This window comes from Magnetospirillum sp. LM-5 (genome assembly GCF_902729445.1).
Classification (GTDB): Bacteria; Pseudomonadota; Alphaproteobacteria; order Rhodospirillales; family Magnetospirillaceae; genus Magnetospirillum.
The window spans coordinates 235756-262538 of record NZ_CACVCE010000023.1; the positions used below are offsets into that span (position 1 = coordinate 235756).

Genomic DNA, 26783 nt, shown 5'->3' on the forward strand with positions numbered 1-26783 from the left:
GTGTTTTTGGTCGTCTCGCCCGCCTGGGCGCAAGGGGACGCCAAGCCGATCGATCCGGAACTGCTGGAAAAGATCCGCAAGTCAAATGCCGAGTGTTTCGCCTGCCACAGCGAGGCGGGGCTGAAGAATCCGCCGCTTCCGGGCCTGGACCTCGCCAAGCTTCGCGACACCATCCGCGACGACGAGGTGTTCAAGAACTCGAACCACGGCAAGATGGAATGCCGCCAGTGCCATGGCCAGGGCTACCAGGCCTATCCGCACGCGGTGGGGTCCAAGCAATTGATCAGCCCTTGCGAGCAGTGCCACGCCGTCCAGGTGATGAAGGCCGAGATGCAGTTCGACAACTCGGTGCACGCCAAGAACCTGAAGGACAAGTTCACCTGCAGCACGTGCCATGATCCTCATGTGGCGCTGGCGGCGGCCAAGCTTGGCGACCCGCGCAAGGCGGCGGCCCAGGACAACCACATGTGCCTGGAATGTCACAATTCGGACCTGACCTTCGCCAAGTATGCGCCTGCCGACAAGAAGCGCCCGAACATCGACAAGATCCATGCCTGGCTTCCCAACACGCGCCTGCACTGGGACGCGGTGCGGTGCGTCGATTGCCACACCCCGGTCGCCAAGACTCTGTCGCACGAGGTCGCCAACAAGGACAAGGCCGAGCGCCAATGCGTGACGTGCCACAGCACCAATACCGCGCTGGCGACCAGGCTTTACCGGCATGTCGCCAAGACCGAGGCCAACACCTACGGCTTCGCCAACAGCGCCTTGCTGAACTCGATCTACGTGGTCGGGGCCACCCGCCATCCGCTGCTGGACTGGGCGATGGTCGCGTTGGTCGCGGCGACGGTGGCCGGCGTGCTGGGGCACGGTCTGGTGCGCATCATCCTGGCGTGGCGTCGCAACAGGAGCGGACGATGAGCGAGCGCATCTATCTCCTGCCGGTATGGATCCGGGCCTGGCATTGGTGCAATGCCTTGCTGATCTTGACCCTGATCGTCACCGGGGCCAGCCTGCATTTTTCCGACCCGAAGCTGCCCTTGCTGGAATTTTCGCGGGCGGCCAGCATCCATAACGTGGCGGGTGTGGCCTTGGCGTCGCTTTACGGGGTGTTCGTGGTCGCCAACATCGTCAGCGGCAATTGGTGGCAGTACGTGCCCAAGCCGCCTGGCATCGGTCACCGCTGCTTGGTCCAGGCCCGCTATTACGCCTATGGCATCTTTCGCGGCGAAAGCCACCCCTATCCGCCCACGCGTGAGGCCAACTTCAACGCCCTTCAGGCCGTGGTCTACTGGTTTGTCATGTACATTCTGGTGCCGACCGTGGTGGCCACCGGCCTGGTGTTCATGAACCCGGAAATCGCCCCAGAGCGTCTGTTCGGCTTGGACGGGCTGCTGCCGGTGGCGGTGCTGCATTACCTCAGCGGAACCATCATCACCCTGTTCGTCGTCGCCCACATCTATCTGGGCACGACCGGGGTCACGGTGACCAGCCTGTTCAAGATGATGATTACCGGCTGGCACGAACATTGAACAACAATTTTGGGGAGTGACCGTCATGAAGAAACTGATGAGTTCAGTTGCGATCGTTCTGCCGTTGCTGCTGTCCGCCGGCATGGCCAACGCCCAGGAAAAGCCCAAGAGCTTCAAGCCGGTACCGGTTACCGCCGTCAAGGCCGCCGCCGCGCCGGTTCTGGACGGGGACGCCTCGGACGCGGTGTGGAAGGCCGCCCCGGTGGTCAAGTTCGACGCCATCAAGGGCGTCAACTTCAAGGATAATCTGGGCAACACCAGCGGGACCGTGCAGGCCGCCTATGCCGGCGACATGCTGTACATGCTGGTGACCTATGACGACCCGACCTTGTCGGTTCGCCGGTCGCCTTTCGTCAAGCAGCCGGACGGCGCGTGGGTGAAGCTGAAGGACCCGGACGACAAGGGTGGCGACAACAACAAGTTCTACGAGGACAAGATGGCCGCCATCTGGAACATCGGCGGCTCGATCTTCGGCTTCAACGAGCGCTTCTCGTGCCAGGCCGCCTGCCATGCCGGCGAACCGGGCAAGCCCTATGGCAACAAATACACCATGGAAGAAGGCGAGATGGGCGACATGTGGCATCTGAAATATGTCCGTGGCGGCGCCATCGGCCAGATCGACGACCAATATCTCGACCATACCCGCTATGACCCCGAGAAGGCCAAGGAAGCCGGGCGCAAGTCCGACGCCAAGACCGGCGGCGGCTACGAGGACGTCAAGCTGGTCGATGGTAAGCCGGAATTCATGAGCAAGGACGCCAAGGCCGCCAACAAGGGCGGCACCTATTGGCTGAAGGCCGAGGACAAGGTGGCCTTCGACAATTCCAAGTTCGCGGCCGGCGACGAGATCGCCTCGATCATGGTGGCGCCCTTCACCGGCGACCGCGGCGATATCGCGACCGGGGCCAAGTGGGCCAACGGCAAGTGGACGGTGGAAATCGCCCGCAAGCTGGTGACCGGCTCGAAGACCGACGTCCAGTTCGACGACATGGCCAAGGCCTATGGGTTCGGACTGGGCTTCTTCGATAACGCCCAGGTCCGCCATGCCTTCATCCAGGAGCCGCTGCATCTGGTCTTCCAGAAATAGCGGCTGGCATGGACGAAAGGGGCCGGCCGCTCATGCGGCCGGCCCCACCTTTTTAAGAGTTTCGTTTGGGGTGACAAGTGGCCGATTGTGACGTCCAATCGTCGCCACACGAGACTTGATCTCCGATTAAAAAAACGTATGCTCGTTTAAATTCCGTCACGCGAGGCAGGGAGCGCCCGATGTACGCCTTCAACGCCACCATGAATTTCGACCTGGGCGAGACCGCCGACATGCTGCGCGATCAGGTCGCCGCCTTCGCGGCCGCCGAGATCGCGCCCCTGGCGGCCGAGATCGACCAATCCAACGAGTTCCCCAACCATCTGTGGCGCAAGCTGGGCGACATGGGCCTGCTGGGCATCACGGTGGAAGAGGAATATGGCGGCACCGGCATGGGCTATCTCGAACATGTCATCGCCATGGAAGAGATTTCTCGCGCCTCGGCCTCGGTGGGCCTGTCCTATGGGGCGCATTCCAATCTGTGCGTCAACCAGATCCGCCGCAACGGCAATGCCGCGCAGAAAGCCAAGTACCTGCCCAAGCTGATCACCGGCGAGCATATCGGCGCCCTGGCCATGAGCGAACCCAATGCCGGTTCCGACGTGGTGTCGATGAAGCTTCGGGCCGAGAAGAAGGGCGACCGCTACATCCTGAACGGCACCAAGATGTGGATCACCAACGGCCCCGACGCCGATACCCTGGTGGTCTATGCCAAGACCGACATGGCCGCCGGCCCCAAGGGCATCACCACCTTCATCATCGAGAAGGGCTTCAAGGGCTTCTCGGTGGCGCAGAAGCTGGACAAGCTGGGCATGCGCGGCTCGAACACCGGCGAATTGGTGTTCACCGATTGCGAGGTGCCGGAAGAAAACGTGCTGGGTTTCGTCGGCAAGGGCGTCAACGTCTTGATGAGCGGCCTGGATTACGAACGCGCCGTGCTGGCCGCCGGCCCCTTGGGCATCATGCGGGCCTGCATGGACCTGGTGGTGCCCTATATCCACGAACGCACCCAGTTCGGCCAGGCCATTGGCACCTTCCAGCTGATGCAGGGCAAGATCGCCGACATGTACACCACCATGAATGCCTGCCGCGCCTATGCCTATGCGGTGGCGAAGGCCTGCGACCGGGCCGAGACCAGCCGTAAGGACGCCGCCGGCGTGATCCTTTATTGCGCCGAAAAGGCCACCTGGATGGCCCTTGAGGCGATCCAGACCCTGGGCGGCAACGGCTACATCAACGAGTTCCCGGCCGGCCGCCTGTTGCGCGACGCCAAGCTGTACGAGATCGGCGCCGGCACCTCGGAAATCCGCCGCATGCTGATCGGCCGCGAACTGTTCGAAGAGACCAAATAGCCATGTCGGTGATCAAAAGCGCCATCAATCCGCGGTCGGACGAGTTCAAGAAGAACGCCGCCGTGACGCAGGACCTGGTCGACGACCTGAAGAAGGTGGTGGCCCAGGTCAAGCAGGGCGGCGGCCCGGTCGCCCGCGACCGCCATCTGGCGCGCGGCAAGCTGCTGCCGCGTGAACGCATCCGCCGGCTGCTCGATGTCGGCTCGCCCTTCCTGGAATTGTCGCAGCTGGCCGCCTGGGAGATGTATTCCAAGGACGTCATGGCCGCCGGCATTATCACCGGCATCGGTTCGGTGGCCGGGCAGGAATGCATGATCGTCGCCAATGACGGCACGGTGAAGGGGGGCTCGTATTACCCGCTGACCGTCAAGAAGCACCTGCGCGCCCAGGAAATCGCCAAGGAAAACAACCTGCCCTGCATCTATCTGGTGGAATCGGGCGGCGCCAACCTGCCCAACCAGGACGAGGTGTTTCCCGATCGCGACCATTTCGGCCGCATCTTCTATAATCAGGCGCAGATGAGCGCCTTGGGCATTCCGCAGATCTCGGTGGTGCACGGCTCGTGCACGGCGGGCGGCGCCTATATCCCGGCGATGAGCGACGAATCGGTGATCGTCAAGGGCCAGGGCACCATCTTCCTAGGCGGACCACCGCTGGTGCGGGCCGCCACCGGCGAGATCGTCACCGCCGAGGAACTGGGCGGCGCCGACGTTCATTGCCGCACCTCGGGCGTCACCGACCATTATGCCCAGGATGATGGTCACGCTTTGGCCATCGCCCGGCGCATCGTCGGCACCTTGAACCGGTCCAAGCCGGTCGGCCTGGATGTCGTCGCCCCGGAAGAGCCGCGCTACGACCCCAAGGAACTGTACGGCATCATCCCGGCCGATCCGCGTAAGCCCTATGACGTGCGCGAGGTCATCGCCCGCCTGGTCGACGGGTCCCGGCTGGAAGAGTTCAAGCAGAATTACGGCACCACCCTGGTCTGCGGTTTCGCGCGGATCTGGGGCTATCCGGTCGGCATCGTCGCCAATAACGGCATCCTGTTCTCGGAATCGGCGCAGAAGGGCGCCCATTTCGTCGAATTGTGCAGCCAGCGCGGCATTCCGCTGATCTTCTTGCAAAACATCACCGGCTTCATGGTCGGCAAGAAGTACGAAGCCGGCGGCATCGCCAAGGACGGCGCCAAGATGGTGACCGCCGTGGCCTGCGCCAAGGTGCCCAAATTCACCCTGATCATCGGCGGCAGCTTTGGGGCCGGCAATTACGGAATGTGCGGGCGCGCCTATCAGCCGCGTTTCCTGTGGATGTGGCCGACCGGCCGGGTCTCGGTGATGGGCGGCGAACAGGCGGCCGGCGTCATGGCCCAGATCAAGAAGGACGCCATGGCCGCCAAGGGCGAAAGCTGGGACCCCGCGGAAGAGGAAGCCTTCAAGGCGCCGATCCGCGCCCAGTACGAGACCCAGGGCCATCCCTATTATGCCGGCGCCCGGCTGTGGGACGACGGTCTGATCGACCCGGCCGACACCCGCATGACCCTGGCACTGGGGATTTCCGCCTCTCTTAACGCACCGATCGAGCCGACCCGGTTCGGCGTGTTCAGGATGTAAGACCATGAGCGCGCTGATCATCGACACCAAGACCTGTGTCCGCTTCATCACCCTGAACCGGCCCGAGCGCCACAATGCGTTCGACGACGGGCTGATCGCCGAATTGACCCAGGCCTTCCTGGCCGCGTCGGCCGACGACGGCGTGCGGGTGGTGGTGCTGGATTCGGTCGGCAAAAGCTTTTCCGCCGGGGCCGACCTCGAATGGATGAAGCGGATGGCCGGCTATGACCGCGCCCGCAACCTGGAAGACGCCAAGGCGCTGGCCCGGCTGATGGCCGTGATCGACCAATGCCCGAAGCCGACCATCGCGGTGGTGCAGGGTGCCGCCTATGGCGGGGGCGTCGGTCTGGCCGCCACCTGCGACATGGTGGTTGCCGCCGACCATGCCCTGTTCTGCCTGTCCGAGGTCAAGCTGGGCATCATCCCGGCGGTGATCAGCCCCTATGTGGTGCGTGCCATCGGGGCGCGGGCGTCGCGGCGCTATTTCCAGACCGCCGAGACCTTTTCGGCGACCAAGGCGGCCGAGTTGGGGTTGGTGTCGGAAGTGGCTTCGCCCGACCAGTTGATGGCCGTCCGCGACCGCTGGATTGCCGCCTTGCTGGTCAATGGCCCGGCGGCCATGGCGGCGGCCAAGGATCTGGCGGTGCAGGCGGCCGAACGTCCGTTGGATGATTCCTTGCGGGCCTGGACCGCCGAACGCATCGCCGATCTTCGCGCTTCCGACGAAGGCAAGGAAGGCGTCACCGCCTTTCTGGAACGGCGCAAACCTTCATGGATCGGGGGCTGATCCGATGTTCGACAAAATCCTGATCGCCAACCGGGGCGAGATCGCGGTCCGTGTCATCCGCACCGCCAAGCGCCTGGGCATCCGCACCGTGGCGGTCTATTCCGAGGCCGACTGCAACGCCCTTCATGTCCGCTTGGCCGACGAGGCCATTCTGATCGGGCCGGCGGCGGCGGCGGAATCCTATCTGGTGGCCGACAAGATCCTGGCCGCCGCCAAGGCGACCGGGGCCCAGGCCATCCATCCCGGCTATGGTTTCCTGTCGGAAAACGCCGCCTTCGCCGAGGCCTGCGCGGCCCAGGGCGTCACCTTCATCGGCCCGCCGGCCGGGGCGATCCGCGCCATGGGCTCGAAGGCGGAATCCAAGCGTCTGATGGAATCGGCCCGCGTGCCGATGGTGCCGGGCTATCACGGCGCCGACCAGTCCGACGCGGTGCTGACCCAGGCGGCCATGGACATCGGCTTCCCGGTGCTGGTCAAGGCTTCGGCCGGCGGCGGCGGCAAGGGCATGCGGGTGGTCCGGGCCGAACCGGAACTGGCGGCGGCCATCGCCGGGGCGCGGCGCGAGGCCAAGGCTTCGTTCGGCGATGATTCGCTTTTGCTGGAACGCTATCTCGACCATCCCCGCCATGTGGAAATCCAGGTATTCTGCGACCGCCTGGGTAATGGCATCTATTTGTTCGAGCGTGACTGCTCGGCCCAGCGCCGCCACCAGAAGGTGATCGAGGAAGCGCCGGCCCCGCTGCTGCCCGACGAGGTCCGCCAGGCCATGGGCGAGGCGGCGGTTCAGGCGGCCAAGGCGGTGTCCTATGAAGGGGCCGGCACCGTCGAGTTCCTGTTCCAGGACGGGCAGTTCTATTTCATCGAGATGAACACCCGCCTGCAGGTCGAGCACCCGGTGACCGAGATGATCACCGGCCAGGATCTGGTGGAATGGCAATTGCTGGTGGCCGCCGGCCGGCCGCTGCCCCTGGGCCAGCACGAGCTGACCCGCAAGGGCCACGCCTTCGAGGCCCGCCTGTACGCCGAGGACCCGGCCAAGGATTTCCTGCCGGCCACCGGCCGCTTGGTCCATCTGGTGCCGCCGACCGCCAGCCCCCATGTTCGCGTCGATACCGGCGTGGTCGAGGGCGACGAGGTCACCGCCTTCTACGACCCGATGATCGCCAAGCTGATCGTGTGGGACGAGGATCGCGATTCGGCGCTGCGCCGTCTGCGTCGGGCGCTGGCCGATTACGAGGTGGCCGGGCTGGTCACCAACATCTCGTTCCTGGCCGCCATCGCCGGCCATCCGGCCTTCGCCGCCTTCGAGATGGATACCGGCTTCATCGATCGCCACCGGGCCGACCTGATTCCCGCCATCCGCAATGTGCCGGCCCCGGCCCTGGCCTTCGCCGCCGCCGCCCTGCTGCTGGATCGCGAAGACCATGCCGCCGCCGCGGCGGCGCGCTCGGGCGATCGCTGGTCGCCCTGGCACCAGACCGGTGGCTGGCGGATGAACGACGACAACCACCATGATTTCCGCCTGATCGACGCCGATGCGGTGCGGCTGGTCACCGTCCATTTCCGCACCGACGGCTGGGAGGTCGATCTGGACGGTGGGACCATGCGGGTCCGTGGGGCCAGCCGGCAGGGCCGGCGTATCACCGCCGAACTGGACGGCGAGCGTCGCTCGGCCTCGGTGGTGACCGACGGTTTCGACATCACCGTGCTGCTGGACGGCGCCAGCTGGCGCCTGAAGCTGGACGACCCGTCGGCCAAGGCCGCCGACCAGGACGGGCCGGGCTCGTTGGCGGCGCCGATGACCGGGCGGGTGGTGCAGGTGCTGGTGGCGGCCGGCGACCGGGTCGAACGCGGCCAGCCCTTGATGGTGGTCGAGGCGATGAAGATGGAACACACCATCGCCGCCCCCGCCGACGGCACGGTCAAGGAGGTGCTGTACGCGGTGGGCGATCAGGTGGCCGACGGCGCCGAATTGCTGGCCTTCGACGCCGACGAGGCCAAGAAATGACCCTGCCCCGCGCCGTCAGGATCGTCGAGGTCGGCCCGCGCGACGGCCTGCAGAACGAGGCCCAGCCGGTGCCGGCCGCCGTCAAGGTCGAGCTGATCGAGCGGCTGGCGGCGGCGGGCCTGACCGCCATCGAGGCCGGCAGCTTCGTGTCGCCCAAATGGGTGCCGCAGATGGAATCGTCGGCCGAGGTGATGGCTTCCATCACCCGCTGTCCGGGTGTCAGCTATCCGGTGCTGGTGCCCAACCTGCAAGGCCTTGAGCAGGCGCTGGCGGCGGGCGCCGCCGACATCGCGGTGTTCGCCGCCGCCTCGGAAAGCTTCTCGAAGAAGAACATCAATTGCACCATCGCCGAAAGCCTGGACCGCTTCGCCCCGGTGATCGACAAGGCTCGGGCGGCGGGGCTGGTGGTGCGCGGCTATGTCAGTTGCGTGCTGGGCTGTCCCTATGAAGGCGACATCGCCCCGCAGGCGGTGGCCGATGTCGCCCGTCGCCTGTTGGACATGGGCTGCGCCGAAATTTCCTTGGGCGACACCATCGGCACCGGCACTCCGGGCAAGGCACAGGCCCTGATCGAGACCGTCGCCGCCCAGGTCCCGGTGGATCGCCTGGCGGCCCACTTCCACGACACCTACGGCCAGGCGCTGGCCAACATTTTCGCGGTGCTGGAAAAGGGGGTGGCGGTGGTCGATTCCTCGGTCGCCGGCCTGGGCGGCTGCCCCTATGCCAAGGGCGCATCCGNGTCAGTTGCGTGCTGGGCTGTCCCTATGAAGGCGACATCGCCCCGCAGGCGGTGGCCGATGTCGCCCGTCGCCTGTTGGACATGGGCTGCGCCGAAATTTCCTTGGGCGACACCATCGGCACCGGCACTCCGGGCAAGGCACAGGCCCTGATCGAGACCGTCGCCGCCCAGGTCCCGGTGGATCGCCTGGCGGCCCACTTCCACGACACCTACGGCCAGGCGCTGGCCAACATTTTCGCGGTGCTGGAAAAGGGGGTGGCGGTGGTCGATTCCTCGGTCGCCGGCCTGGGCGGCTGCCCCTATGCCAAGGGCGCATCCGGCAACGTCGCCACCGAGGACGTGGTCTATATGCTGAACGGTCTGGGGATCACCACCGGCATCGATCTGGATCTGCTGGTCCAGGCCGGCGATTTTATCTGCCGTGAGTTGGGCCGCGCCACCGGATCGAAGGTCGCCAGGGCCAAGGGCTGCGCGATGATTTCAGGTTGAAATCCTCGCGCCCCAGCGGCCATTGCGGCCGCGGCCAAGCATGCCGGAGGCATGCGCCCGGCGAGGGGCAGAAAAGAATGAGACCAAGATGATTTCATCTTGGTCCAAGAATCCCCGGCCGCCCGTCGGTTCAGGGCGTCCGGGTCGACCCCTCCACAGGGGGGAGGTTGTCTCCCATGAACCACACCTCGAAAGGGCCGGGCGGTTTTCCGCCCGGCTCTCTTTCATACCGCCCACCCCATGACTTCAAAGGCCGACCGGTATCAATCAAACAGGCTGGAAACCGAGCGCTCTTCCGAGATGCGCTGGATCGATTCGGCCATCAAGGGCGCGATGGTGATCTGGCGGATGTTGTGGGCCATCTTGACCGCCTCGGTGGCGGGGATGGAATCGGTGATGACCAGCTCTTCCAGCGGGCTCGAGGTGACGCGGGCCACCGCGCCGCCCGACAGCACGCCGTGCGTCACATAGGCCGAGACCGACACCGCGCCGGCCTTCATCAGGGCCTCGGCCGCGTTGCACAAGGTGCCGGCGGAATCGACGATGTCGTCGACCAGCACGCAGCGGCGTCCGTGCACTTCACCGATGATGTTCATCACTTCCGACACGCCGGCCCGTTCGCGGCGCTTGTCGATGATCGCCAGATCGGCGTCGATGCGGCTGGCGATGGCGCGGGCCCGCACCACGCCGCCGACGTCGGGCGACACCACCATGACGTTGTCATAGCGGGCGCGGATGTCGTTGACGAACACCGGGGCGGCATAAAGATTGTCCAGCGGGATATCGAAGAAGCCCTGGATCTGGCCGGAATGCAGGTCCAGCGTGACGACGCGGTCGGCGCCGGCGGTGGTGATCAGGTTGGCGACCATCTTGGCCGAGATCGGCGTGCGCGGACCCGACTTGCGGTCCTGGCGGGCATAGCCGAAATAGGGGATGACCGCGGTGATGCGCCGGGCCGAGCCGCGCTTGAGCGCGTCCAGGCTGATCAGCAGCTCCATCAGATTGTCGTTGGTGGGATAGCAGGTCGACTGGATGACGAAGACATCCTCGCCACGAACGTTCTCGTGGATCTCGACGAAAATCTCCATGTCCGAGAACCGGCGCACGCTGGCCTTGGTGATGGACATGGTCATGTATTCGGCGATCGCTTCGGCGAGCGGGCGATTGCTGTTGCAGGCGAGGATTTTCATCGAGCTGGCACCTTGGGTGAGCGCGGGGCGTTGGGTTTTGGCGAAGAAGCCTTCTTCACCGTCTTCTTCTTGGAGGGACTGGCCTTGACCCCCTTGGCAGGCTTCGATTTCACCGGTTTGACCGGCGAAACCTTGGCAGGCGGTTTGGTCGCCGCCTTCACCTGACCCGGGGCCGTTCCCGCCACAATTTTCTGCTCGCTTGAATTGGCCCTTCCTATATCAGCCGGTCTCATTTCTGTAAACGGGCTTGGGGCCGGGGGCGGCGTCTCGGCGGGTCGGGCCTCGGTTTCGGGGGCGGCCATGCCGGCCCGTTCGGCGGCGCGGATGACCTGGATGATGCCGGCGGCGCCGCCTTCGGCGACGTCGCGGGCCAGTCCGCCCCACGGCCCTTTCAGGCGCCCCTTCGGCACCTCGCCTTCCTGGTCGATCAAGGCCATCTGGCCGCCATCGATGGCGCGCTTGACCTGCCAGGCCACCGACAGCAGGTCATCGCCGCTTTTGGCCGGGGCCACCGAGACCAGGCCGCGCACCACATAGGCGCCGCCGGCTGGCACCACCTCGAACCCGGCGGACTCCAGGGCCAGGCGCAGCGCCTGCGGCAATGCCTTGTCGCCATCGCCGGGCAGGCCGGCGACGGGCTCGACGCGAATCTTGGGCCGGGTCGCCTGGGCCGCCGGGGCGTCGCGGCGCGGCTGGGCGTCGGGGTCGGTCAGGCGGGCGGCAAGGATTCCGGTCGCCTCGGCGGCGACGGCCTTCAGGCGCCGCGGGTCGGGGCTTTGCCAGACCGCGCGCGGGATCGGCTGGGTGAAGGCGGTGACGATTTCGCCGTCGGCAGCGGCCACATTCCAGGCCAGGCTGTTATCCATCACATCGGCGGTCAGGACGTGGCCGAAGGCGGCGTTGGAACTGATGGTCGCCGGGATTTCCTTGAGTTCCAGGGCCTTGACCATTTCCTCGGCCAGGTCGGGGAAGGCCAGGATCGGCCGGATGGTCAGGCCGCGCCCCATCTTCGGCCGCGCCAGCGACGGCGGCGGCCCTTCATGGCGGAACGGCTGGGGAATGTCGCCGCAGGCGGCCATCGCCGCCGCCAGCACCAGAAGGGACCAGCGCAGCCGCATGGTTCAGCCCACCATCAGGCCGACGCAGGTGGTCAGGGTGGCGATGGCCAGGAAAGCCAGCAGCATCATCAGGTGGGGCATCAGCGCTCCAGCACGATCACCGACAATTGTCGGCCATAATCGGGTTCGCCGGCCAGGGTGGTGCGACGATAGCTGAAGAAGCGGGCCTTGTCGCGCAAGGTGTCGGCCGGCAGGCGGGTGACCTCTTGCACTCCCAGTCGGGCCAGCTTGCGCGACACGTAACCCGGCAGGTCGAACAGGAAATGTCCGGCCCTGGGCGCGGGCGCGAAGAAATCGGCATTGTCGGCGGACTCGGCCAGGAAGGGGGCGGGAAAGTCCGGCCCGACCTCGTACGAGCGCTGGCCGATACAGGGGCCAATGGCGGCGACGATGGTCTTGGCCTTGGCGCCTTGTTCGGCCATGCGGGCCAGGGTGTTGTCGAGAATGCCGGCCAACGCGCCCTTCCAGCCGGCGTGGGCGGCGCCGATCACGCCTCCCTTACGGTCGGCGAACAGCACCGGCGCGCAATCGGCGGTCAGGATCCCCAGCGCCAGGCCGGGCTGGGTGGTGACCATGCCGTCGGCGACCGGGCGGGAATCGGCGGCGAACGGGGCATCGACCAGGATGGAATCGGCGGTGTGGGCCTGGTGCACGGTGACCAGGGCCTTGTCGGGCAGATCCAGCATGGCCATGGCGCGCGAGCGGTTTTCCGCCACCGCCGAGGGCTCGTCGTTCGAGCCGGGACCGCAATTCAGCGAGGCGTAGATGCCGGTCGATACCCCGCCTTCGCGGGTGAAGAAGGCGTGACGAATGCGCATGATCTCGTTTAAGGCGGACAGCGTGATCATCCTGCTTCCTTTCAGCCGACAAAACCAGGCGGCGCCGGCAATGCCGGATGGGCCAGGGCCAGGGCCTTGAACAGGGTGCCCATTTCATCGGCGTCGATCAAGCGGCGCAACTGGCCGGCAATGTCGGCGCGGGCCTTGGGGCCGGCGGCCTGGGCCAACAGGGCGGCACGGGTCTCGATGCCCAGGCGCTTCAGGAACTCGCCCTGGGTCACCGTGCCCCAGGCCCGGGCCGGCATGGCCGCCCGGGCCAGCGCCTCGAAATCGACATGGGCGGTCAGGTCGGCGCTGCCGGGGTCTTCCAGAACCGGGTGGAAGCGATGGCGGCTGACCGCCTGCAAGGTCTCGCCCAAAGCCGAACGCGGATGGCCGTAATCGATGATCAGGGCCAGGCCGGGCTGGCGGGCGATGCGGGCGCCGATGGCGGCGGCCAGGGTGCGGCCGGCCGGGCAGGTCTCGGCGATGGCGCCGTCCTCGGCATTGTCCAGCAGGTCGTCGGGCAGGTCGGGGCGCGCGTGGGGGCCGGGGGCGAAGGCGAAGCCGGGGGCTTGCAGGCTCACCATCCGCTCGTGCCAGTGGCCCTGGTGGCGGACATGCTGGCGGATCGGCAGGGCGTCGAACAATTCGTTGGCCACCAGCACCATCGGGCCATCGGGGACGTCCTCGAAGCGTTCGGTCCAATGGATGAGGTGGCCGGCCAGGGTCTGGGCCTGGCGGGCGGCCAGGCGCGGGCTGGCCTCCACCAGCCAGATCTCCAGGGCGGCGCGGCAGGCCGGCACGTTGGCGATGGTGCGCAGCATGTCGCTCATCAAGGTACCGCGGCCCGGACCCAATTCCGCGAAGACCAGGCGCTCGGGGCTGCCCAGCATCTGCCAGGCGACGATGGTCCACAGGCCGATCATCTCGCCGAACATCTGGCTGATTTCCGGCGCGGTGGTGAAGTCGCCCTGCGCCCCGAACGGCTCGCGGCTGGTGTAATAGCCCAGCTCGGGATGAAACAGCGCCTCGGCCATGAAATCGGCGACGCTGACCGGCCCGCCCAGGCGGATACGCTCGGCCAGAAGGGCGGTCAGCGAGGCCATGTCAGACGCGGGGACGGCGCTTGCCGGCCCACCAGATCACCAGGCCGCCGGCGGCGAACAGCGGCACCGACAGCAATTGGCCCATGGTGGCGCCGCCGACCAGGAAACCCAGATGGGCGTCGGGCTGGCGGAACAGTTCGCCGATGACCCGGGCGACGCTATAGCCGATCAGGAAGGTGCCGGCGATGGTGCCCTTGCGGTTGCGGATGGCCGGCACCCGCCACATCAGGCCCAGCACCACCACCAGGGCCAGGCCTTCCAGGCCGGCCTGGTACAATTGGCTGGGATGGCGCGGCTCGGGGCCGCCGGCCGGGAATACCATGGCCCACGGCACGTCGGGGGCGACGCGGCCGAACAGCTCGCCATTGATGAAATTGGCGATGCGGCCGAAGAACAATCCGATCGGCACCGCGCAGCAGACGGCATCGCCGACGGCGAACAGGTCCAGCTTGCGCCGATGGGAAAACAAGATGATGGCCAGGATCACCCCCAGGGCGCCGCCGTGGAAGGCCATGCCACCATGCCAGACCATGACGATCTCGGCCGGGTGGGCCAGATAGTAAAGCGGCTTGTAGAACGCCACATATCCCAACCGGCCACCCAGCACCACGCCCAGCGTCGCCCACACCAGGAAGTCATCGACGTCGGTGTCGCGCATGGCGTGCGGCGGCCGCGCGCACAGGAACTTGACGTAATGCCAGCCCAGCATCAGTCCGGCGATATAGGCCAGGGCGTACCAGCGGATGGCGATCGGGCCGAATTCGATGGCGATCGGGTCGATGGCCGGGAAGGCGATGGCGAACATCACTTGTACCGATCGGCCTGGTCGAGATAGTCGCGCACGTACTTGGTGACGCCGTCCTCCAGGCTGGTGAAGGGCTTGTGATAGCCGGCGGCGCGCAGGCGATCCATGTTGGCCTGGGTGAAGTACTGGTACTTGTCGCGGATGGCGACCGGCGTGTCCTGGAACTTGATCTTGGGTTCCTTGCCCAGCGCGTGATAGACGGCGCTGGCCAGATCCTTGAAGGTGCGAGCCTTGCCCGTGCCGACATTGAAGATGCCGCTGACATTCGGGTTGTCCAGCATCCACATCATCACGTCGACGCAATCGTCGATCCAGATGAAGTCGCGCATCTGGCCGCCATCCTTGTAGTTCGGATTGTGCGAGCGGAACAGCTGATAGGCGGCGTCGGCCTTGGCGTGCGGATAGATCTGCGACACCACGCTTTGCTGGCCGCCCTTGTGGTACTCGTTGGGGCCGTAGACGTTGAAGAACTTGAGGCCGACGAATTGCGGCGGCTTGCGCGAGCCGGTGGCGAGCTTGCGGGCGACGCGGCGGTCGAACAGGTGCTTCGACCAGCCATAGGCGTTCATGGGCTGCAAGGTGGCCAGGTGCTCGATCGACCAATCGTCGTCGAAGCCTTGCGTGCCGTCGCCATAGGTCGCCGCCGACGAGGCGTAGATGAAGCGCACGTTGGACAGCGCGCACCACTTCCACAGCGCCAGGCTGAGCGAGAAATTGTTGGCGGCGATCTTGTCGGCGTCGGTCTCGGTGGTGGCCGAGATGGCGCCCATGTGGAAGATCACCTGGACGTGCTTGCGGTTGGCTTCCAGGAAGTCGAACAATTGTTCGGGATGAACGATGTCGGCAAGTTCGCGCTTGGCGACGTTCTTCCACTTGTCGTTGGCGCGCAGACGGTCGCACACCACCAGCTTGCCGGCATCGCGGGCTTCCAGAGCAGCCAGGATGTTCGAGCCGATGAAGCCGGCTCCTCCGGTGACGACGATCATGGCAATCCCCTCGCGCTCAGCTGTCAGTCGAGAGCTGTTTATAGGCCGCGTCGCCATGCGGGGCAAGCCGCAGGGCTTCAGGTGTAACGAAACCGGCGCGGCCGACGTCAAAGCAGGGAAGGCAAACATTCAACCGGAGAAACAACGATGAACGAGAACATGCGTGAACTGATCGCCATGGGGGCCTCGGCCGCCGTCAACTGCCATCCCTGCATGCAGCATCACCTGGCGGCGTGCGACCGGCTGGGCCTGGACCGGGCCGAGGTCAAGGAGGCCGTCGAGGTCGGCCAGATGGTCAATCGCGGTGCGGCGGCCAAGACCAAGTGCTATGCTGACGAGCTTTTCGGCAAGGATACGGGCGGGCATGGCGCCAAGGGCGGTTGCGGCTGTGGCTGACGAATGTTTCGCCGCGCACCGGGCCACGGTGCGCGGCGTCCTCGTCCGTCTGCTGAAGGACGAGGCCCTGGCCGAGGATCTGACCCAGGAAGCCCTGTTGCGGGCGACGCGGGCAGGCCAAGGCTGGCGCGGCGAGGCCCGGCCCGCCACCTGGCTCACTGCCATCGCCCTGAACCTGGCGCGCGACCATTGGCGGACGCAGGCGCGCCGTCCGGTGCTGGCGGGGCTGGATCAGGCCGAGGAATTGGCCTCGGACGACCGGGTCGAAGAGAGCCTGCTGGAAGCGGAAATGTCGGCCTGCATCCTGTCCCACATCGCCCGCCTGCCGGAACGGGCGCGCCAGGCGGTGCTGGCCCACCATTTCGCCGGTCTTGGTCACGCCGAGATCGCGGCGCTGCTGGAGTGCAGTCCGGCCAACGCCCGGGTGATCCTGCATCGCGGCCTGGCGGCGCTGAAGGCCAGCCTTGAAGCCGATTGCCGTCTCGACTTCGCCGATCCCGTGCCCTGCGAGCGGTGCGAGCGCGATTGAGGTTTGGCCCCGGCTCGCCCATAATGGGCAAAGCTTTCCCGAACATTCGCGAGTCCGATCATGCAGACCCAGAACCCCTTCTTCGACGACCTCGCCCGCATGGCTGGCGGCGCCATGAGCGCGCTTTCCGGCCTGCGCGCCGAGATGGAAGCGATGATGCGCCAGCAGATGGAACGCTTCATGTCCGGCGCCGACATGGTGCCGCGCGAAGAGTTCGAGGTGGTGCGCGACATGGCCATCAAGGCCCGCGCCGAGCAGGATGGCCTGCAAAAGCGGGTCGAGGCGCTGGAAGCCCAATTGGCCGCCCTGGCCCCCAAGGCCCCGGCGAAGCCCAAAGCCCCCGCCAAGGCCCCCGCCAAGGCCAAAGCGGCCAAGCCGTCAGCCGAATAGGACCGCGCTGGCGGCGCCTGTCGCCCGGCCGGTGGCGATGGGGGCCTGCATTTCGGCCAGCACGGTTTCCAGGCCGGTCAGGCAGGCCATGACATGGGCGGGCGAGGCACTTTGGCCCATCAGGCCGATGCGCCACACCTTGCCGGCCAGGGCGCCCAGACCGGCGCCGATTTCCAGTCCGAAGCGGGACAGCAATTGCGCCCGCACCGCCGCCTCGTCGATGCCGTCAGGGACAGTGACGGCGTTCAGTTGCGGCAAACGATGGGCGGGGGCGACCGGCAGGGTCAGGCCCATGGCTTCCAGCCCGGCCACCAGGGCGCGGTGCTGCAGCGCGTGGCGCTCCCAGGACGTCTCCAGCCCTTCTTCCTCCAGCAGCACCAGGCTCTCGTGCAGGCCGTACAGGGCGTTGACCGGCGCGGTGTGGTGATAGGCCCGCTTGGCGCCGCCGCCCCAATATCCCAGCAGCAGGCTGAAATCCAGGAACCAACTGGGGCACTTGGATTTGCGCGCCTTGACCGCCTCGACGGCCTTGGCCGAAAAGGTGATGGGAGACAGGCCGGGCGCGCAGGACAGGCATTTCTGGGTGCCGGAATAAACCGCGTCGGCGCCCCATGCATCGACCGCCACCGGAATGCCGCCCAGCGAGGTCACGGTATCGACGATGGACAGCGCGCCGTGCTTGGCCGCCAGGGCGCACAGGGCGGCGGCGTCCGACTGCACGCCGGTCGAGGTCTCGGCATGGACGAAGGCCAGGGCCTTGGCGCCGGGATGGGCGGCCAGCGCCGCGGCCACCTTGGCCGGATCGACGGGCGAGCCCCAGGAATCCTCGACCAGCACGGCGTGACCGCCCATGCGCTCGACATTTTCCTTCATGCGGCCGCCGAACACGCCGTTGACGCACACCACCACCACGTCGCCCGGTTCGACCAGATTGACGAAGCAGGCCTCCATGCCGGCCGAGCCGGGGCCGGAAATCGGCATGGTCAGCTCGTTGGCGGTGCCGAAAGCCGCTTGCAGCCGGCGCTTGATGTCGTCCATCAGGCCGATGAAGGCGGGGTCGAGATGGCCGATGGTCGGCTGGGCCATGGCCGCCAGCACGCGCGGATGCAGGTCGGACGGGCCGGGGCCCATCAACAGGCGCTTGGGCGGATGGAACGAGGCGGAATTCATGGCGGGTTACTCCTCGGGCCAGATGATCGGCGGGATACGGGTCAACAGCGCCGGCCCCAGAAAGACAGCGCCGTCTTGCAGCGTGACCGGGGCGTTGATGGCCGGGCGGCCCTGCGCGTCGGGTTTGGACAGCATCATCAGCAGGAATTTCATGGTGTTGGCGGCGTCGGGCTGGATCAGCCCTGCTTCGGCCAACTGGTCCAGCAGCACCGGCAGGCCGCGCACCCGGGTCGAAAGTGCCGCCAGCGGCTGGCCGGCCGGGTCCAGGGCTAGGGTGCCCTCGCCGTCCAGGGCCAGCTTGCCCCATTCGATCGCCAACCGGGTCAGCTCGACGGTGCCGCCCGACGCCGCCCAATCCTTCAGCGAACGCGGCCGGGCATCGACGGGAAGGGCGCCCTTCCACTGGGCGGCCAGGTCGACCGAGCCGATGGTGCGGCCCAGGAAGGCCGGCACCTCGTCGGCCAGGGTCAGCTCGCGCACGGCAAGGCGCGCCTGGAATGTGGAGGTCTGGTGGTCGATGATGGCGGGCGCGAGTGGTGTCGCCGACAGCTCGATCCGCCCGGCCTGCCAGCCGGCGGTGGCGATGCCGTCGCCGGTCACCGCGACATCCTCGAGCCGGCCGGCCAGGTCCAGGCGCACCAGGGCGGTCAGGGTCTCGGCCGCCAACTCGAGCTCGCCATGGGGCGAGGTCAGGCGATGGTGGCCGGGCGCGCTGACGGTGATCCGGGTCAGGTCGAACGGCGAGGCCTGGGCGTTGACCGCATCGGCCTGCCAGCCGATGCCGTTGACGCTCAGGCGCGGCGCCGTCAGGGTCAGGGCCAGGCGGAACGGGAAGCCCGAGGTCTCGGCGCTTTCCCATTGGGCGCCGACGCGTGCCGCCCATTCATCCAGCCCCTTGCGCAAGGTACCCGCGACATGGAACCAATAGGCCGAATAGGCCGCCGCCAGGACGGTCAGGGCGGCAACCAGGATCGGCAACGGGCGACGCAGGGTCATGACTTCATCCAACGCCAACGGGGCGAGTGATTCGTCTACTCCGCCCGCCGGCTCGACGCAAGGCGATCCGGACGTGTGGGTGTTCGCCTACGGCTCGCTGATGTGGCGGCCCGACTTCCGCCCGGCGGAAATCCGCCCGGCCCGGCTGGCCGGCTGGCACCGGGCGATGTGTGTGCTGTCGACCATCTATCGCGGCACCGAACAATGCCCCGGCCTGGTGCTGGGGCTCGATCGCGGCGGCTCGTGCGTCGGCCGGGCGCTGAAGGTCGCAGGCGTCGATTGGCCGGCGGTCAAGGAGATGCTGGATGCCCGCGAATTGGTGACCGGGGTCTATCTGCCGCGCTTCCTGCCGGTGCGATTGTCCGACGGCCGCCGGGTGCCGGCCTATGCCTATGTGGTCGATCGCGACCATGGACAATATTGGTCCGGCCCGCAATCCGAGGCGGTGCGGCTGGTGCGCCAGGGCGAGGGCAAGGGCGGGCGGGCTCGCGACTATCTGGCCGCCACCGTCGAGCATCTGGATCGCCTGGGCATCCACCGGACGGCCATGCACCGCCTGCTGCGCCTGGTGGGGGAATGATCAAGCCTCGGAGTCTGAATGTCCGTGGATGGTCTTGCCGCAATGGGGACAGGGATGGGGGTGACGCACGGCGTCTTCCAGCACCAGCGAGGCCTCTTCCTCCGACAGGCCCAGGCGCAGGCGGGTGTCGTCGAGCAGGCGGCGTTCGCGCTTGGTGATGGCGCCGTCTTCCAGGGCGCGCTCGACCGCCTCGCGATATTCCTCGCGGCGCATGCGCATCTGCTCGGAAAAGCCCGAGGCCAGCACACCGGTCGGAAGCGCGATCATGCCGATACCCAGCACGGCGGTCAGGCCGCCCAGCAGCCGGCCCAGGGGCGTGATCGGCACCATGTCGCCATAGCCCAAGGTGGTCAGCGTCACCACGCTCCACCACATCGAGGTGGGGATGTCGGCGAAGACATGGGGTTGGGCGCGGTGCTCGAACAGGTACATCAGGGCCGAGGTGAAGACCAGCACCACCGCGATCACGAACAGCACGGCGCCGATGGCGCGGGCTTCCTGGCGCGCCACCGCCACCATGACGTTGATGGCCATGGAATAGCGGCCCAGCTTGAACACCCGGAGCACGCGCAGCACGCGGATGGCCCGAAGGTCCATCTCGACGAACATGCCCAGATAGAAGGGCAGGACGCTCAGCAGATCGACGATGGCCATCGGCGACACCATCCAGCGCAGCCGTCCCCATACCGGATGGCGATAGCGCGGCTCGTCCATTTCGACCGCCGTCCACAGGCGCAAAAGGTACTCGACCGAGAACACCGCTACCGAAAACAGATCGAAGACGTGGAAGGCCGGACCATGGGCGATGGCCAGGTGCTCCATGGATTCCAGCACCACGGCGATGACGTTCAGCACGATCATCACGATCAGGAACCAGTCGATCACCTTGACCAGGCGGTCGTCGTGGCCTTCGCCGCCCAGCATGTGATAGACCGTGCGCCGCGCCGTGCGGGCATGGCGGGGGCGGTGGTGCTGGACGCGCGGACGCGGGTGCGGGTTGATGGTGGCGGGCATGACGCATCAAAATAGCCGGGCGGGCCGGGCCTCGCAATCGCCGTGGAAACATGCCAAGTTCAGCCGGTGACGAAAGTTCTGGCTCTTTGGCTGGGACCGCCGCTAAATTAGAAAAAAATGATATGACGGAGACGGGGATGCCGGCAGGCAAGGTTTTTCTGGTCGGAGCCGGTCCCGGCGACCCCGACCTGCTGACGGTCAAGGCGTTGCGGTTGATCCAATCGGCCAAGACGGTGGTGTTCGACCGTTTGGTCAGCCCCGAGATCATGGCCCTGATCCCTGAATCGGCCGAATGCATCTATGCCGGCAAGCAGATGTCGAACCACCATCTGGTGCAAGACGAGATCAACGCCCTGCTGGTCAGCCTGGCCGGCGAGGGGCGCGAGGTGGTCCGCCTGAAGGGCGGCGACCCCTTCGTGTTCGGTCGCGGCTCGGAAGAGGCCGAGGTGCTGGCGCGTGAAGGCATCGCCTTCGAGGTGGTGCCGGGCATTTCGTCGGCTTCGGGCTGTGCCACCTATGCCGGCATTCCGCTGACCCATCGCGGCCTGGCGCAAGGGGTGCGGCTGCTGCCCGGCCACACCAAGGACGGCAAGCCCTTGGATTACGACTGGGCCAAGCTGGCCGATCCCGACTGCACCCTGGTCATCTATATGGGTCTCAACAGCCTGGACCATATCGCCGACGAGCTGATGAGCGCCGGCTTGGCCTCGGACATGCCGGCGGCGGCGATCGAGAACGGCACCACGCCGCGCCAGCGCACCATTGTCGGCACTATCGGCAGTCTGCCGCGCCTGACCCTCGAGGCCAAGATGAAGGCGCCGACCCTGATCGTCATCGGCCGCGTCGTCGGCCTGGCCGGGCAGCTCGACTGGTTCGGAGCCCGGCAATGAGCCCCGGCCCGGCCATTTTGCTGGTCGGGCACGGCTCGGCGCGCCATCCGGACAGTGCGGCGCCCATCCTGGCGCTGGCCCGGGCGCTGCGACAACGCGGCGCGTGGTCCGATGTCCAGGCCGCCTTCATGAAGCAGGACCCCGGGCTGGACGGCGCCCTCGATCGCCTGACCGCGTCCGACGTGGTGATCGTCCCGGTGTTCGCCGGCAAGGGCTATTACACCGACACGCTGATCCCCAGGGCGTTGGGACTGGACGGGCCGGTGACCCGCAAGGGCGGGCGGGTGCTGCGCCTGACCGAGCCGGCCGGCGGCCATCCCCGCATTCCCGATCTGATGGCGGCGCGTGCCCTGGCGGTGGCCGAAGCGGCCGGCCTGCAGGGGGGCGACACCAGTCTGCTGCTGATCGCGCATGGGTCGTCGCGGCCGGGTGGGGCGGGCGACACGCCCAGGGCCATCGCCGCCGCCATCACCCGGACCAACCGCTTCGCCGAGGTGGCGCTGGCCTTTCTGGAACAAGCCCCGTTCGCCGCCGACTGGCCCGATCTGGTGGCCGGCCGCCAGGTGGTCGCCCTGCCGCTGCTGGTGGCGCAAGGCATGCACGCCAGCCAGGACATCCCGCCCTTGTTCGGTCTGGTGTCGGGCCAGACCGGCCCGGTCGAAAGCCACGGCCGCATCGTCCGCCTGGCCTCGGGCCTGGGGGCGGAACCCGACCTGATCGACATCATCGCCGAAATGGCGACGGCGGCTTTGGCGTGACGCGCCCGTAGCCGGGCTCGCTCAATCGCCGCGCGGGCTCAACCCAGCGCATCATCCATATGGGCGGCATCGATTTCCACCAGGCGCGGCCCATCGGTCCACACCAGGGCGCAGCGGATGCGTTTGCCGGGATAGATGCAGGCCAACGCCAGCCGATAGGCGGCCATCTGCTTGACGTAAATAGCCGGAATCGGATCGCCGGCCGCTGGCGGGCGGCGGTTGGTCTTGTAATCGACCACCAGCACCTCGTCGGCGGTGACCACCAGACGATCGACCCGGCCGGAAATCGCCCGGTTGTCGCCGACCAGGCCGACGATGGGCACCTCGGCGCGGCTGCCGGGCGCGAACAGGGGCGCGAAGCGGGGGTGGTCCAGGATGTCGGCGACTTCGCCGGCGATGGTCAGGGCCTGGCCCGAATCGCGGATGCCCGACTTGTTCAGGAAGCGGATGGCGGCCTTGGCCCGGCCCTCGCGCGGGATTTCGGGCAATAATTCCAGCAGGCGATGGATCAACCGGCCGCGCTGGAAGCGGGCATTGCCGTCGGCGCCGCCCAGTGGCGAGCGGACCGGCGGTTCCTCGCCCTCGGGGGCCGACGGCGCCAGCGGGCGCGGCGGGGCCGGCTCGGGCGGCGGCGAAAGCCGCAGCCATGACGGTTCCGGCAGGTGCGCCAAGCCTTGCGCGTCCAGCGACATGGCCTTGCGGTCGGGCGGGGCCGTCTGCGGGCAGGTCAGCCGCAGGATGGTGGCGGTCTCGGTCTCGGCGGCGGCGGCCAGGAAGGAATCCTCGACCGGTTCGGCCAACGGTTCCAGTCCGGCCTTGACCAGCTTGTACCAGCATGCCGCCGGGGCTTGGCGCTTGGTTTCCCAGCCGCAGACGATCAAGCGATCCTCGGCCCGGGTCATCGCCACATAGAGCAGGCGGCGATATTCCCGTTCGGCCGCCAGCTTGCGGGCGGCGCGCGCGGCGGCGCACATGGAATCGTCGGATTCGGCGCTGGGCGGCCACAGCAGCATTTCCTGCTCGGGCGGACCGCTCCACAGCAGGCGCGGCCCCTTGGTCGGCATCTGCAAGGTGTCGGGCAGGAAGACGATGGGGGCCTGCAGGCCCTTCGAGCCGTGCACGGTCATGATTCGCACCGCGTCGCGTCCGCCTTGTTCCAGGTCGCGCTTGATCTCGACGGCGCCTTGTTCCAGCCAGCGCAGGAACCCTTGCAGGCTGGGCGGGTGGCCGCGCTCGAAGGCCAGGGTCAGGTTGACGAATTCGTCGATGGGGTCGGCGGCGTCGGGGCCCAGCCGGGCCAGCAGCGCCCGCTTGCCGCCCTTGGGCCCCAGGATGTGGGCGAACAGGTCGGCCGGCCCCAGCCGGTCGGTCAGGGCCATCAGGCCGGTCAGATAATCCAGCGCGGCGGCGGCTGTCCGGTCGAAGCCGGCGCGCCGCTGCAACGCCTCCCACAGCGGGACCGGGCCGCGATTCCACGCCAGCTCGAACAATTGCTCCTCGGTCAGGCCGACCAGGGGGCCTTTCAGAACGGTGGCCAGTGTCAAATCGTCCTCGGGCAGCAGCAACACCGCGCCCAGCGCCATCAAATCCATCACCGCCAATTGCTCGGTCAGCACCATGCGGTCGGCGCCGGCCACCGGCACCGCCAGCGCCTTCAACTCGCGCACCAGATCCTCGACGAAGCCGCCGCGCCGGCGCAGCAGCACCATGACGTCGCCGGCCCGGATCGGGCGCCCCTGGCTTTCCAGCATCTCGCCCCCGACCATGGCGGCAATGCGGCCGGCCACCAACCGGGCCAGACGGGTGCTGGGCGAATCGCCCTTGATGCGCTCGATCGGCGGCTTCCACGGCGGCGGATCATCGACGGCGCGCGGGCTGACCGGCGGCCACAGCTCGACCAGGCCGGCCTGGCCCTGGCGGAAGGCGATGTGGCGCTGGTCGTCGCCTTGCTCGGGCTCGAGCACGCCGTCGCGGGCCGGGCCGGTGAACACCGCATCGACCGCGTCCAGCACCGCTGACGTCGAGCGGAACGACAGGTTCAAGGGGATTTCCGCCCAATCCTGGCCGGCGGCGGGCACATGTTCGGCGAACAGCCGGCGCATGGAATCGAAGGCGGCCGGGTCGGCGCGCTGGAAGCTGTAGATCGATTGCTTGACGTCGCCGACGGCGAAGATGGTGCGCACCAACTCGCGGCTGCCGCGGCCGGCGAAGAATTCGGCGGTCAGGCGTTCCACCACCGCCCATTGGTCGGGGTTGGTGTCCTGGGCCTCGTCGATCAAGACGTGGTCGATGCCGCCGTCCAGCTTGTAAAGCACCCACGGCGCCACCCCGGGATGGGCCAACAGGTCGCGGGCGGCCAGGATCAGGTCGTCGTAATCCATCACCGCGCGGGCGCGCTTGCGGGTCTCGTAACCGGCCAGCAGCGCTTGGCCTAGGGTCAGAAGCGCTAAGGTGGCCTGGCCGACCCGGACCGACTTCAGACGATCGGTCAGCCGCAGGACCCGTTCGGCCTCGGTGGCGAGGACAGCCTCGACACCCGGGACCGCCAGCACCTTCTTGGTCGCCAGCGACTTGCGGATGGTGCCGTCATTGGTCAGGAACACCCGGACCCACTCGTCCAGCGCATCGGCTCGGCGCTCGGGCGCGGCCAGCCAGGCGGCCATGGTCTCGCCCTTGCGGGCATCGGCGTCGGACCCGTTCAGCAGGGCCTGGGCGGCGTGGACCAGGGCAGCGCGGTCGAAGGCATGGTCGGCGGTGGCGGCCCGGATGACCGCGTCGGCGCTGTCGGTGGTTTCCAGGCCCAGGGCCGACCACAAGGCATCCTTCAAGCCGACCAGGCCGCCATGGCGATCGATCAGCCGGCGCAGGCGGCCGCGATCACCGGCCAGTTCGGCCATCAATTCGGGAAAGGCGGTTTCGTGCACCAAGCGGGTCACCGCGCCCAGTGCCTCGGCCAGGGCCGGATCGGCGCCGTCGCGGGCCTGGGTCAGCACCTCGTCCTTGGAATCTTCCAGCAATTCGCCGGCATCTCGTTCGTCCATCACCTGGAAATGCGGCGCCAGGCCGGCTTCCAGCGGGAAGCGGCGCAGCAGCGATTGGCAAAAGGCGTGGATGGTTTCGATATGCATGCCGCCCGGCGCGTCCAGCACGGCGGCGAACAATCGCCGCGCCCGGGTCTGCTCGATCTCGGTGGCGTCGCGGCCCAGCAGGGTGACCAGGTCTCGGGCCAGCTGGGCATCGGCGGCGGTGGCCCAGCCGGCCAGCCGGCCGTTGATGCGGATGCTCATCTCGGCGGCCGCCGCCTTGGTGAAGGTCAGGCACAGGATGCAGGCGGGCGGGGTGCCGGCCAGCAGCAGGCTCAGCACCCGGTCGGTCAGCACCTTGGTCTTGCCGGTGCCGGCGCTGGCCGCCACCCACACCGACGAAGCCGGGTCGGCGGCCAGGCGTTGGCGGGTGGTGGCATCGTCAAGCAGGGCGGTGGATGGGGTGGTCATGGCCCCCAACTATAACCTGTGAACAATACGGAGGCAGCAGCCTTTCCATTGACGGCTGCGGGCGCGATAATGGCGGCCAATGGCGTGGGGGAAGACGATGTCTTACAGATGGATGAGGTCGGCGTGGTTCCTGGCGGTGGGGCTGGCGACCCAGTGGGCCGCGGGCACCCTTGGCGCCGCCGAGGTCCGGGTGGCGGTCGGGTTGTTCCTGCCGCCCTATGTGATCGCCGACGAGTGGCGCGGCATGGAATACGACATCGTCCGTCGCGCGCTGGAGCTTGAAGGTCACACCATCGTTCCGCAGCCGACCTATCTGGCCCGCGTCGCCAAGGATCTGGAGCACGGTGCGGTCGATGCGGCGATGCCGGTCCAGGTCCGGGCCGGGGCCAAGGAATTCTATTCCGAGCCGCACATCCAGTATCAGAATTTCGCCATCACCCTAAGGTCCAGCAACCTGGAGCTTAGGAAGATCGGCGACCTGGCCGGGCGCTCGGTGGTGGCGTTCCAGGAGGCCTCGCGCTATCTGGGGCCGGAATTCGAGGCGATGGCCAAGGCCAATCCCAATTACCGGGAAGAGGCCAAGCAGGTGGTTCAGCCGATCCTGCTGTTCCACGGCCGGACCGAGGTGGTGGTGGCCGACCGTTTCATCTTCAACTGGTTCGCGTCGTCGCCGGAAGTCCGCCAGAAGGTCGATGTCACCCAGCCCTTGCGCTTCCACCCGTTGTTCCCGCCCACCGACTACCGGGTCGCCTTCCGCGACGAGGCCTTGCGCGACGCCTTCAATCGCGGTTTGAAGCGCTTGAGGGACAGTGGCGAATACCAGCGGATCATGGACAATTACGACCGGACCTTGACCGCCGCCCTGCCGAAATAGGGCTGGAGCGCCGAGCATAAAATCCGGATCAGCTTTTCTTGATGGTCATTGCCGGGCTTGACCCC

26 protein-coding genes are annotated in these 26783 nt (G+C 67.3%); 16 read left to right on the plus strand and 10 right to left on the minus strand.

Annotated features, from left to right (window positions below):
- From MTBLM5_RS10695 to MTBLM5_RS10735, 9 genes are all read left to right on the plus strand, one after another.
- Positions 1-921, plus strand: coding sequence for a cytochrome c3 family protein (locus MTBLM5_RS10695; protein WP_173976098.1), 921 nt, complete (start codon positions 1-3; stop codon positions 919-921).
- The gene (locus MTBLM5_RS10700) at positions 918-1532 is read left to right on the plus strand and encodes a cytochrome b/b6 domain-containing protein (RefSeq protein WP_173976099.1); all 615 of its coding nucleotides are present in this window, start codon (positions 918-920) and stop codon (positions 1530-1532) included. Before MTBLM5_RS10695 ends, MTBLM5_RS10700 begins: the two co-directional genes overlap by 4 nt.
- Before the next feature lie 37 nt (positions 1533-1569).
- Positions 1570-2619 carry an ethylbenzene dehydrogenase-related protein gene (locus tag MTBLM5_RS10705; RefSeq protein WP_173976100.1) on the plus strand — a complete coding sequence of 350 codons (1050 nt, stop codon included), beginning with the start codon at positions 1570-1572 and terminating at the stop codon, positions 2617-2619.
- 179 nt (positions 2620-2798) lie between these two features.
- Positions 2799-3968, plus strand: a complete 1170-nt coding sequence (locus MTBLM5_RS10710; RefSeq protein WP_173976101.1) for an isovaleryl-CoA dehydrogenase — start codon at positions 2799-2801, stop codon at positions 3966-3968.
- Between the two features lie 2 nt (positions 3969-3970).
- Positions 3971-5578, plus strand: a complete 1608-nt coding sequence (locus MTBLM5_RS10715; RefSeq protein WP_173976102.1) for a carboxyl transferase domain-containing protein — start codon at positions 3971-3973, stop codon at positions 5576-5578.
- Positions 5579-5582: 4 nt separating this feature from the next.
- The gene (locus tag MTBLM5_RS10720; RefSeq protein WP_173976103.1) at positions 5583-6365 is read left to right on the plus strand and encodes an enoyl-CoA hydratase/isomerase family protein; all 783 of its coding nucleotides are present in this window, start codon (positions 5583-5585) and stop codon (positions 6363-6365) included.
- A gap of 4 nt (positions 6366-6369) precedes the next feature.
- Positions 6370-8373, plus strand: a complete 2004-nt coding sequence (locus tag MTBLM5_RS10725) for an acetyl/propionyl/methylcrotonyl-CoA carboxylase subunit alpha (protein ID WP_173976104.1) — start codon at positions 6370-6372, stop codon at positions 8371-8373.
- Positions 8370-9263 carry a hydroxymethylglutaryl-CoA lyase gene (locus MTBLM5_RS10730; protein ID WP_173976105.1) on the plus strand — a complete coding sequence of 298 codons (894 nt, stop codon included), beginning with the start codon at positions 8370-8372 and terminating at the stop codon, positions 9261-9263. The genes MTBLM5_RS10725 and MTBLM5_RS10730 overlap by 4 nt, the downstream gene beginning before the upstream one ends.
- Positions 9164-9601 (plus strand): hypothetical protein, encoded by a 438-nt coding sequence (locus MTBLM5_RS10735; protein ID WP_254430991.1) that lies wholly within the window; start codon positions 9164-9166, stop codon positions 9599-9601. The genes MTBLM5_RS10730 and MTBLM5_RS10735 overlap by 100 nt, the downstream gene beginning before the upstream one ends.
- Positions 9602-9864: 263 nt before the next feature.
- On the opposite strand, the gene MTBLM5_RS10740 is transcribed toward MTBLM5_RS10735, so the two are convergent.
- From MTBLM5_RS10740 to rfaD, 6 genes are all read right to left on the minus strand, one after another.
- Positions 9865-10791: a ribose-phosphate pyrophosphokinase gene (locus tag MTBLM5_RS10740; protein ID WP_068498655.1), complete on the minus strand. Its 927-nt coding sequence runs from the start codon at positions 10789-10791 to the stop codon at positions 9865-9867.
- Entirely contained in the window at positions 10788-11909 is a 1122-nt protein-coding gene (locus tag MTBLM5_RS10745) for a hypothetical protein (protein WP_173976107.1), read from the minus strand. Before MTBLM5_RS10745 ends, MTBLM5_RS10740 begins: the two co-directional genes overlap by 4 nt.
- 80 nt (positions 11910-11989) lie before the next feature.
- A complete protein-coding gene (pgeF, locus tag MTBLM5_RS10750) occupies positions 11990-12757 on the minus strand; it encodes a peptidoglycan editing factor PgeF (protein WP_173976108.1) in 768 nt (255 codons plus the stop codon).
- An 11-nt stretch (positions 12758-12768) separates the two neighbouring features.
- Entirely contained in the window at positions 12769-13836 is a 1068-nt protein-coding gene (locus tag MTBLM5_RS10755) for a class I SAM-dependent methyltransferase (RefSeq protein ID WP_173976109.1), read from the minus strand.
- Position 13837: 1 nt separating this feature from the next.
- A complete protein-coding gene (gene lgt, locus MTBLM5_RS10760; protein WP_173976110.1) occupies positions 13838-14644 on the minus strand; it encodes a prolipoprotein diacylglyceryl transferase in 807 nt (268 codons plus the stop codon).
- A complete protein-coding gene (gene rfaD / locus MTBLM5_RS10765) occupies positions 14641-15627 on the minus strand; it encodes an ADP-glyceromanno-heptose 6-epimerase (RefSeq protein ID WP_173976111.1) in 987 nt (328 codons plus the stop codon). Before rfaD ends, lgt begins: the two co-directional genes overlap by 4 nt.
- A gap of 147 nt (positions 15628-15774) precedes the next feature.
- On the opposite strand from rfaD, the gene MTBLM5_RS10770 reads away from it, so the two are divergent.
- From MTBLM5_RS10770 to MTBLM5_RS10780, 3 genes are read left to right on the plus strand one after another with little or no spacing between them, the layout of a single operon-like run.
- Entirely contained in the window at positions 15775-16023 is a 249-nt protein-coding gene (locus MTBLM5_RS10770; protein WP_173976112.1) for a carboxymuconolactone decarboxylase family protein, read from the plus strand.
- Positions 16016-16552: an RNA polymerase sigma factor gene (locus MTBLM5_RS10775; RefSeq protein ID WP_173976113.1), complete on the plus strand. Its 537-nt coding sequence runs from the start codon at positions 16016-16018 to the stop codon at positions 16550-16552. The genes MTBLM5_RS10770 and MTBLM5_RS10775 overlap by 8 nt, the downstream gene beginning before the upstream one ends.
- A gap of 60 nt (positions 16553-16612) precedes the next feature.
- A complete protein-coding gene (locus MTBLM5_RS10780) occupies positions 16613-16942 on the plus strand; it encodes an accessory factor UbiK family protein (protein ID WP_173976114.1) in 330 nt (109 codons plus the stop codon).
- On the opposite strand, the gene MTBLM5_RS10785 is transcribed toward MTBLM5_RS10780, so the two are convergent.
- Together MTBLM5_RS10785 and MTBLM5_RS10790 are read right to left on the minus strand one after the other, a co-directional pair.
- Positions 16931-18112, minus strand: coding sequence for an alanine--glyoxylate aminotransferase family protein (locus tag MTBLM5_RS10785; protein ID WP_173976115.1), 1182 nt, complete (start codon positions 18110-18112; stop codon positions 16931-16933). The genes MTBLM5_RS10780 and MTBLM5_RS10785 overlap by 12 nt on opposite strands.
- A 6-nt stretch (positions 18113-18118) precedes the next feature.
- A complete protein-coding gene (locus MTBLM5_RS10790) occupies positions 18119-19108 on the minus strand; it encodes a DUF2125 domain-containing protein (protein ID WP_173976116.1) in 990 nt (329 codons plus the stop codon).
- Here MTBLM5_RS10790 and MTBLM5_RS10795 point away from each other — a divergent pair.
- The gene (locus MTBLM5_RS10795) at positions 19107-19688 is read left to right on the plus strand and encodes a gamma-glutamylcyclotransferase (protein ID WP_173976117.1); all 582 of its coding nucleotides are present in this window, start codon (positions 19107-19109) and stop codon (positions 19686-19688) included. The two genes, MTBLM5_RS10790 and MTBLM5_RS10795, sit on opposite strands and share 2 nt — an antisense overlap.
- Here the strand turns inward: MTBLM5_RS10795 and MTBLM5_RS10800 are convergent, their stop codons facing one another.
- On the minus strand, positions 19689-20702 hold the full coding sequence (locus tag MTBLM5_RS10800; RefSeq protein ID WP_173976118.1) for an ion transporter: 1014 nt from the start codon (positions 20700-20702) through the stop codon (positions 19689-19691).
- Between the two features lie 137 nt (positions 20703-20839).
- On the opposite strand from MTBLM5_RS10800, the gene cobA reads away from it, so the two are divergent.
- Complete coding sequence (gene cobA, locus MTBLM5_RS10805; protein WP_254430992.1) at positions 20840-21592, plus strand: uroporphyrinogen-III C-methyltransferase; 753 nt, start codon at positions 20840-20842, stop codon at positions 21590-21592.
- Positions 21589-22350, plus strand: a complete 762-nt coding sequence (locus MTBLM5_RS10810; protein WP_173976120.1) for a CbiX/SirB N-terminal domain-containing protein — start codon at positions 21589-21591, stop codon at positions 22348-22350. Before cobA ends, MTBLM5_RS10810 begins: the two co-directional genes overlap by 4 nt.
- Positions 22351-22388: 38 nt before the next feature.
- Here the strand turns inward: MTBLM5_RS10810 and addA are convergent, their stop codons facing one another.
- The gene (addA, locus tag MTBLM5_RS10815; protein ID WP_173976121.1) at positions 22389-25844 is read right to left on the minus strand and encodes a double-strand break repair helicase AddA; all 3456 of its coding nucleotides are present in this window, start codon (positions 25842-25844) and stop codon (positions 22389-22391) included.
- Positions 25845-25956: 112 nt separating this feature from the next.
- On the opposite strand from addA, the gene MTBLM5_RS10820 reads away from it, so the two are divergent.
- Positions 25957-26718 carry an ABC transporter substrate-binding protein gene (locus MTBLM5_RS10820; protein WP_173976122.1) on the plus strand — a complete coding sequence of 254 codons (762 nt, stop codon included), beginning with the start codon at positions 25957-25959 and terminating at the stop codon, positions 26716-26718.
- The last annotated feature ends 65 nt before the right edge of the window (positions 26719-26783 follow it).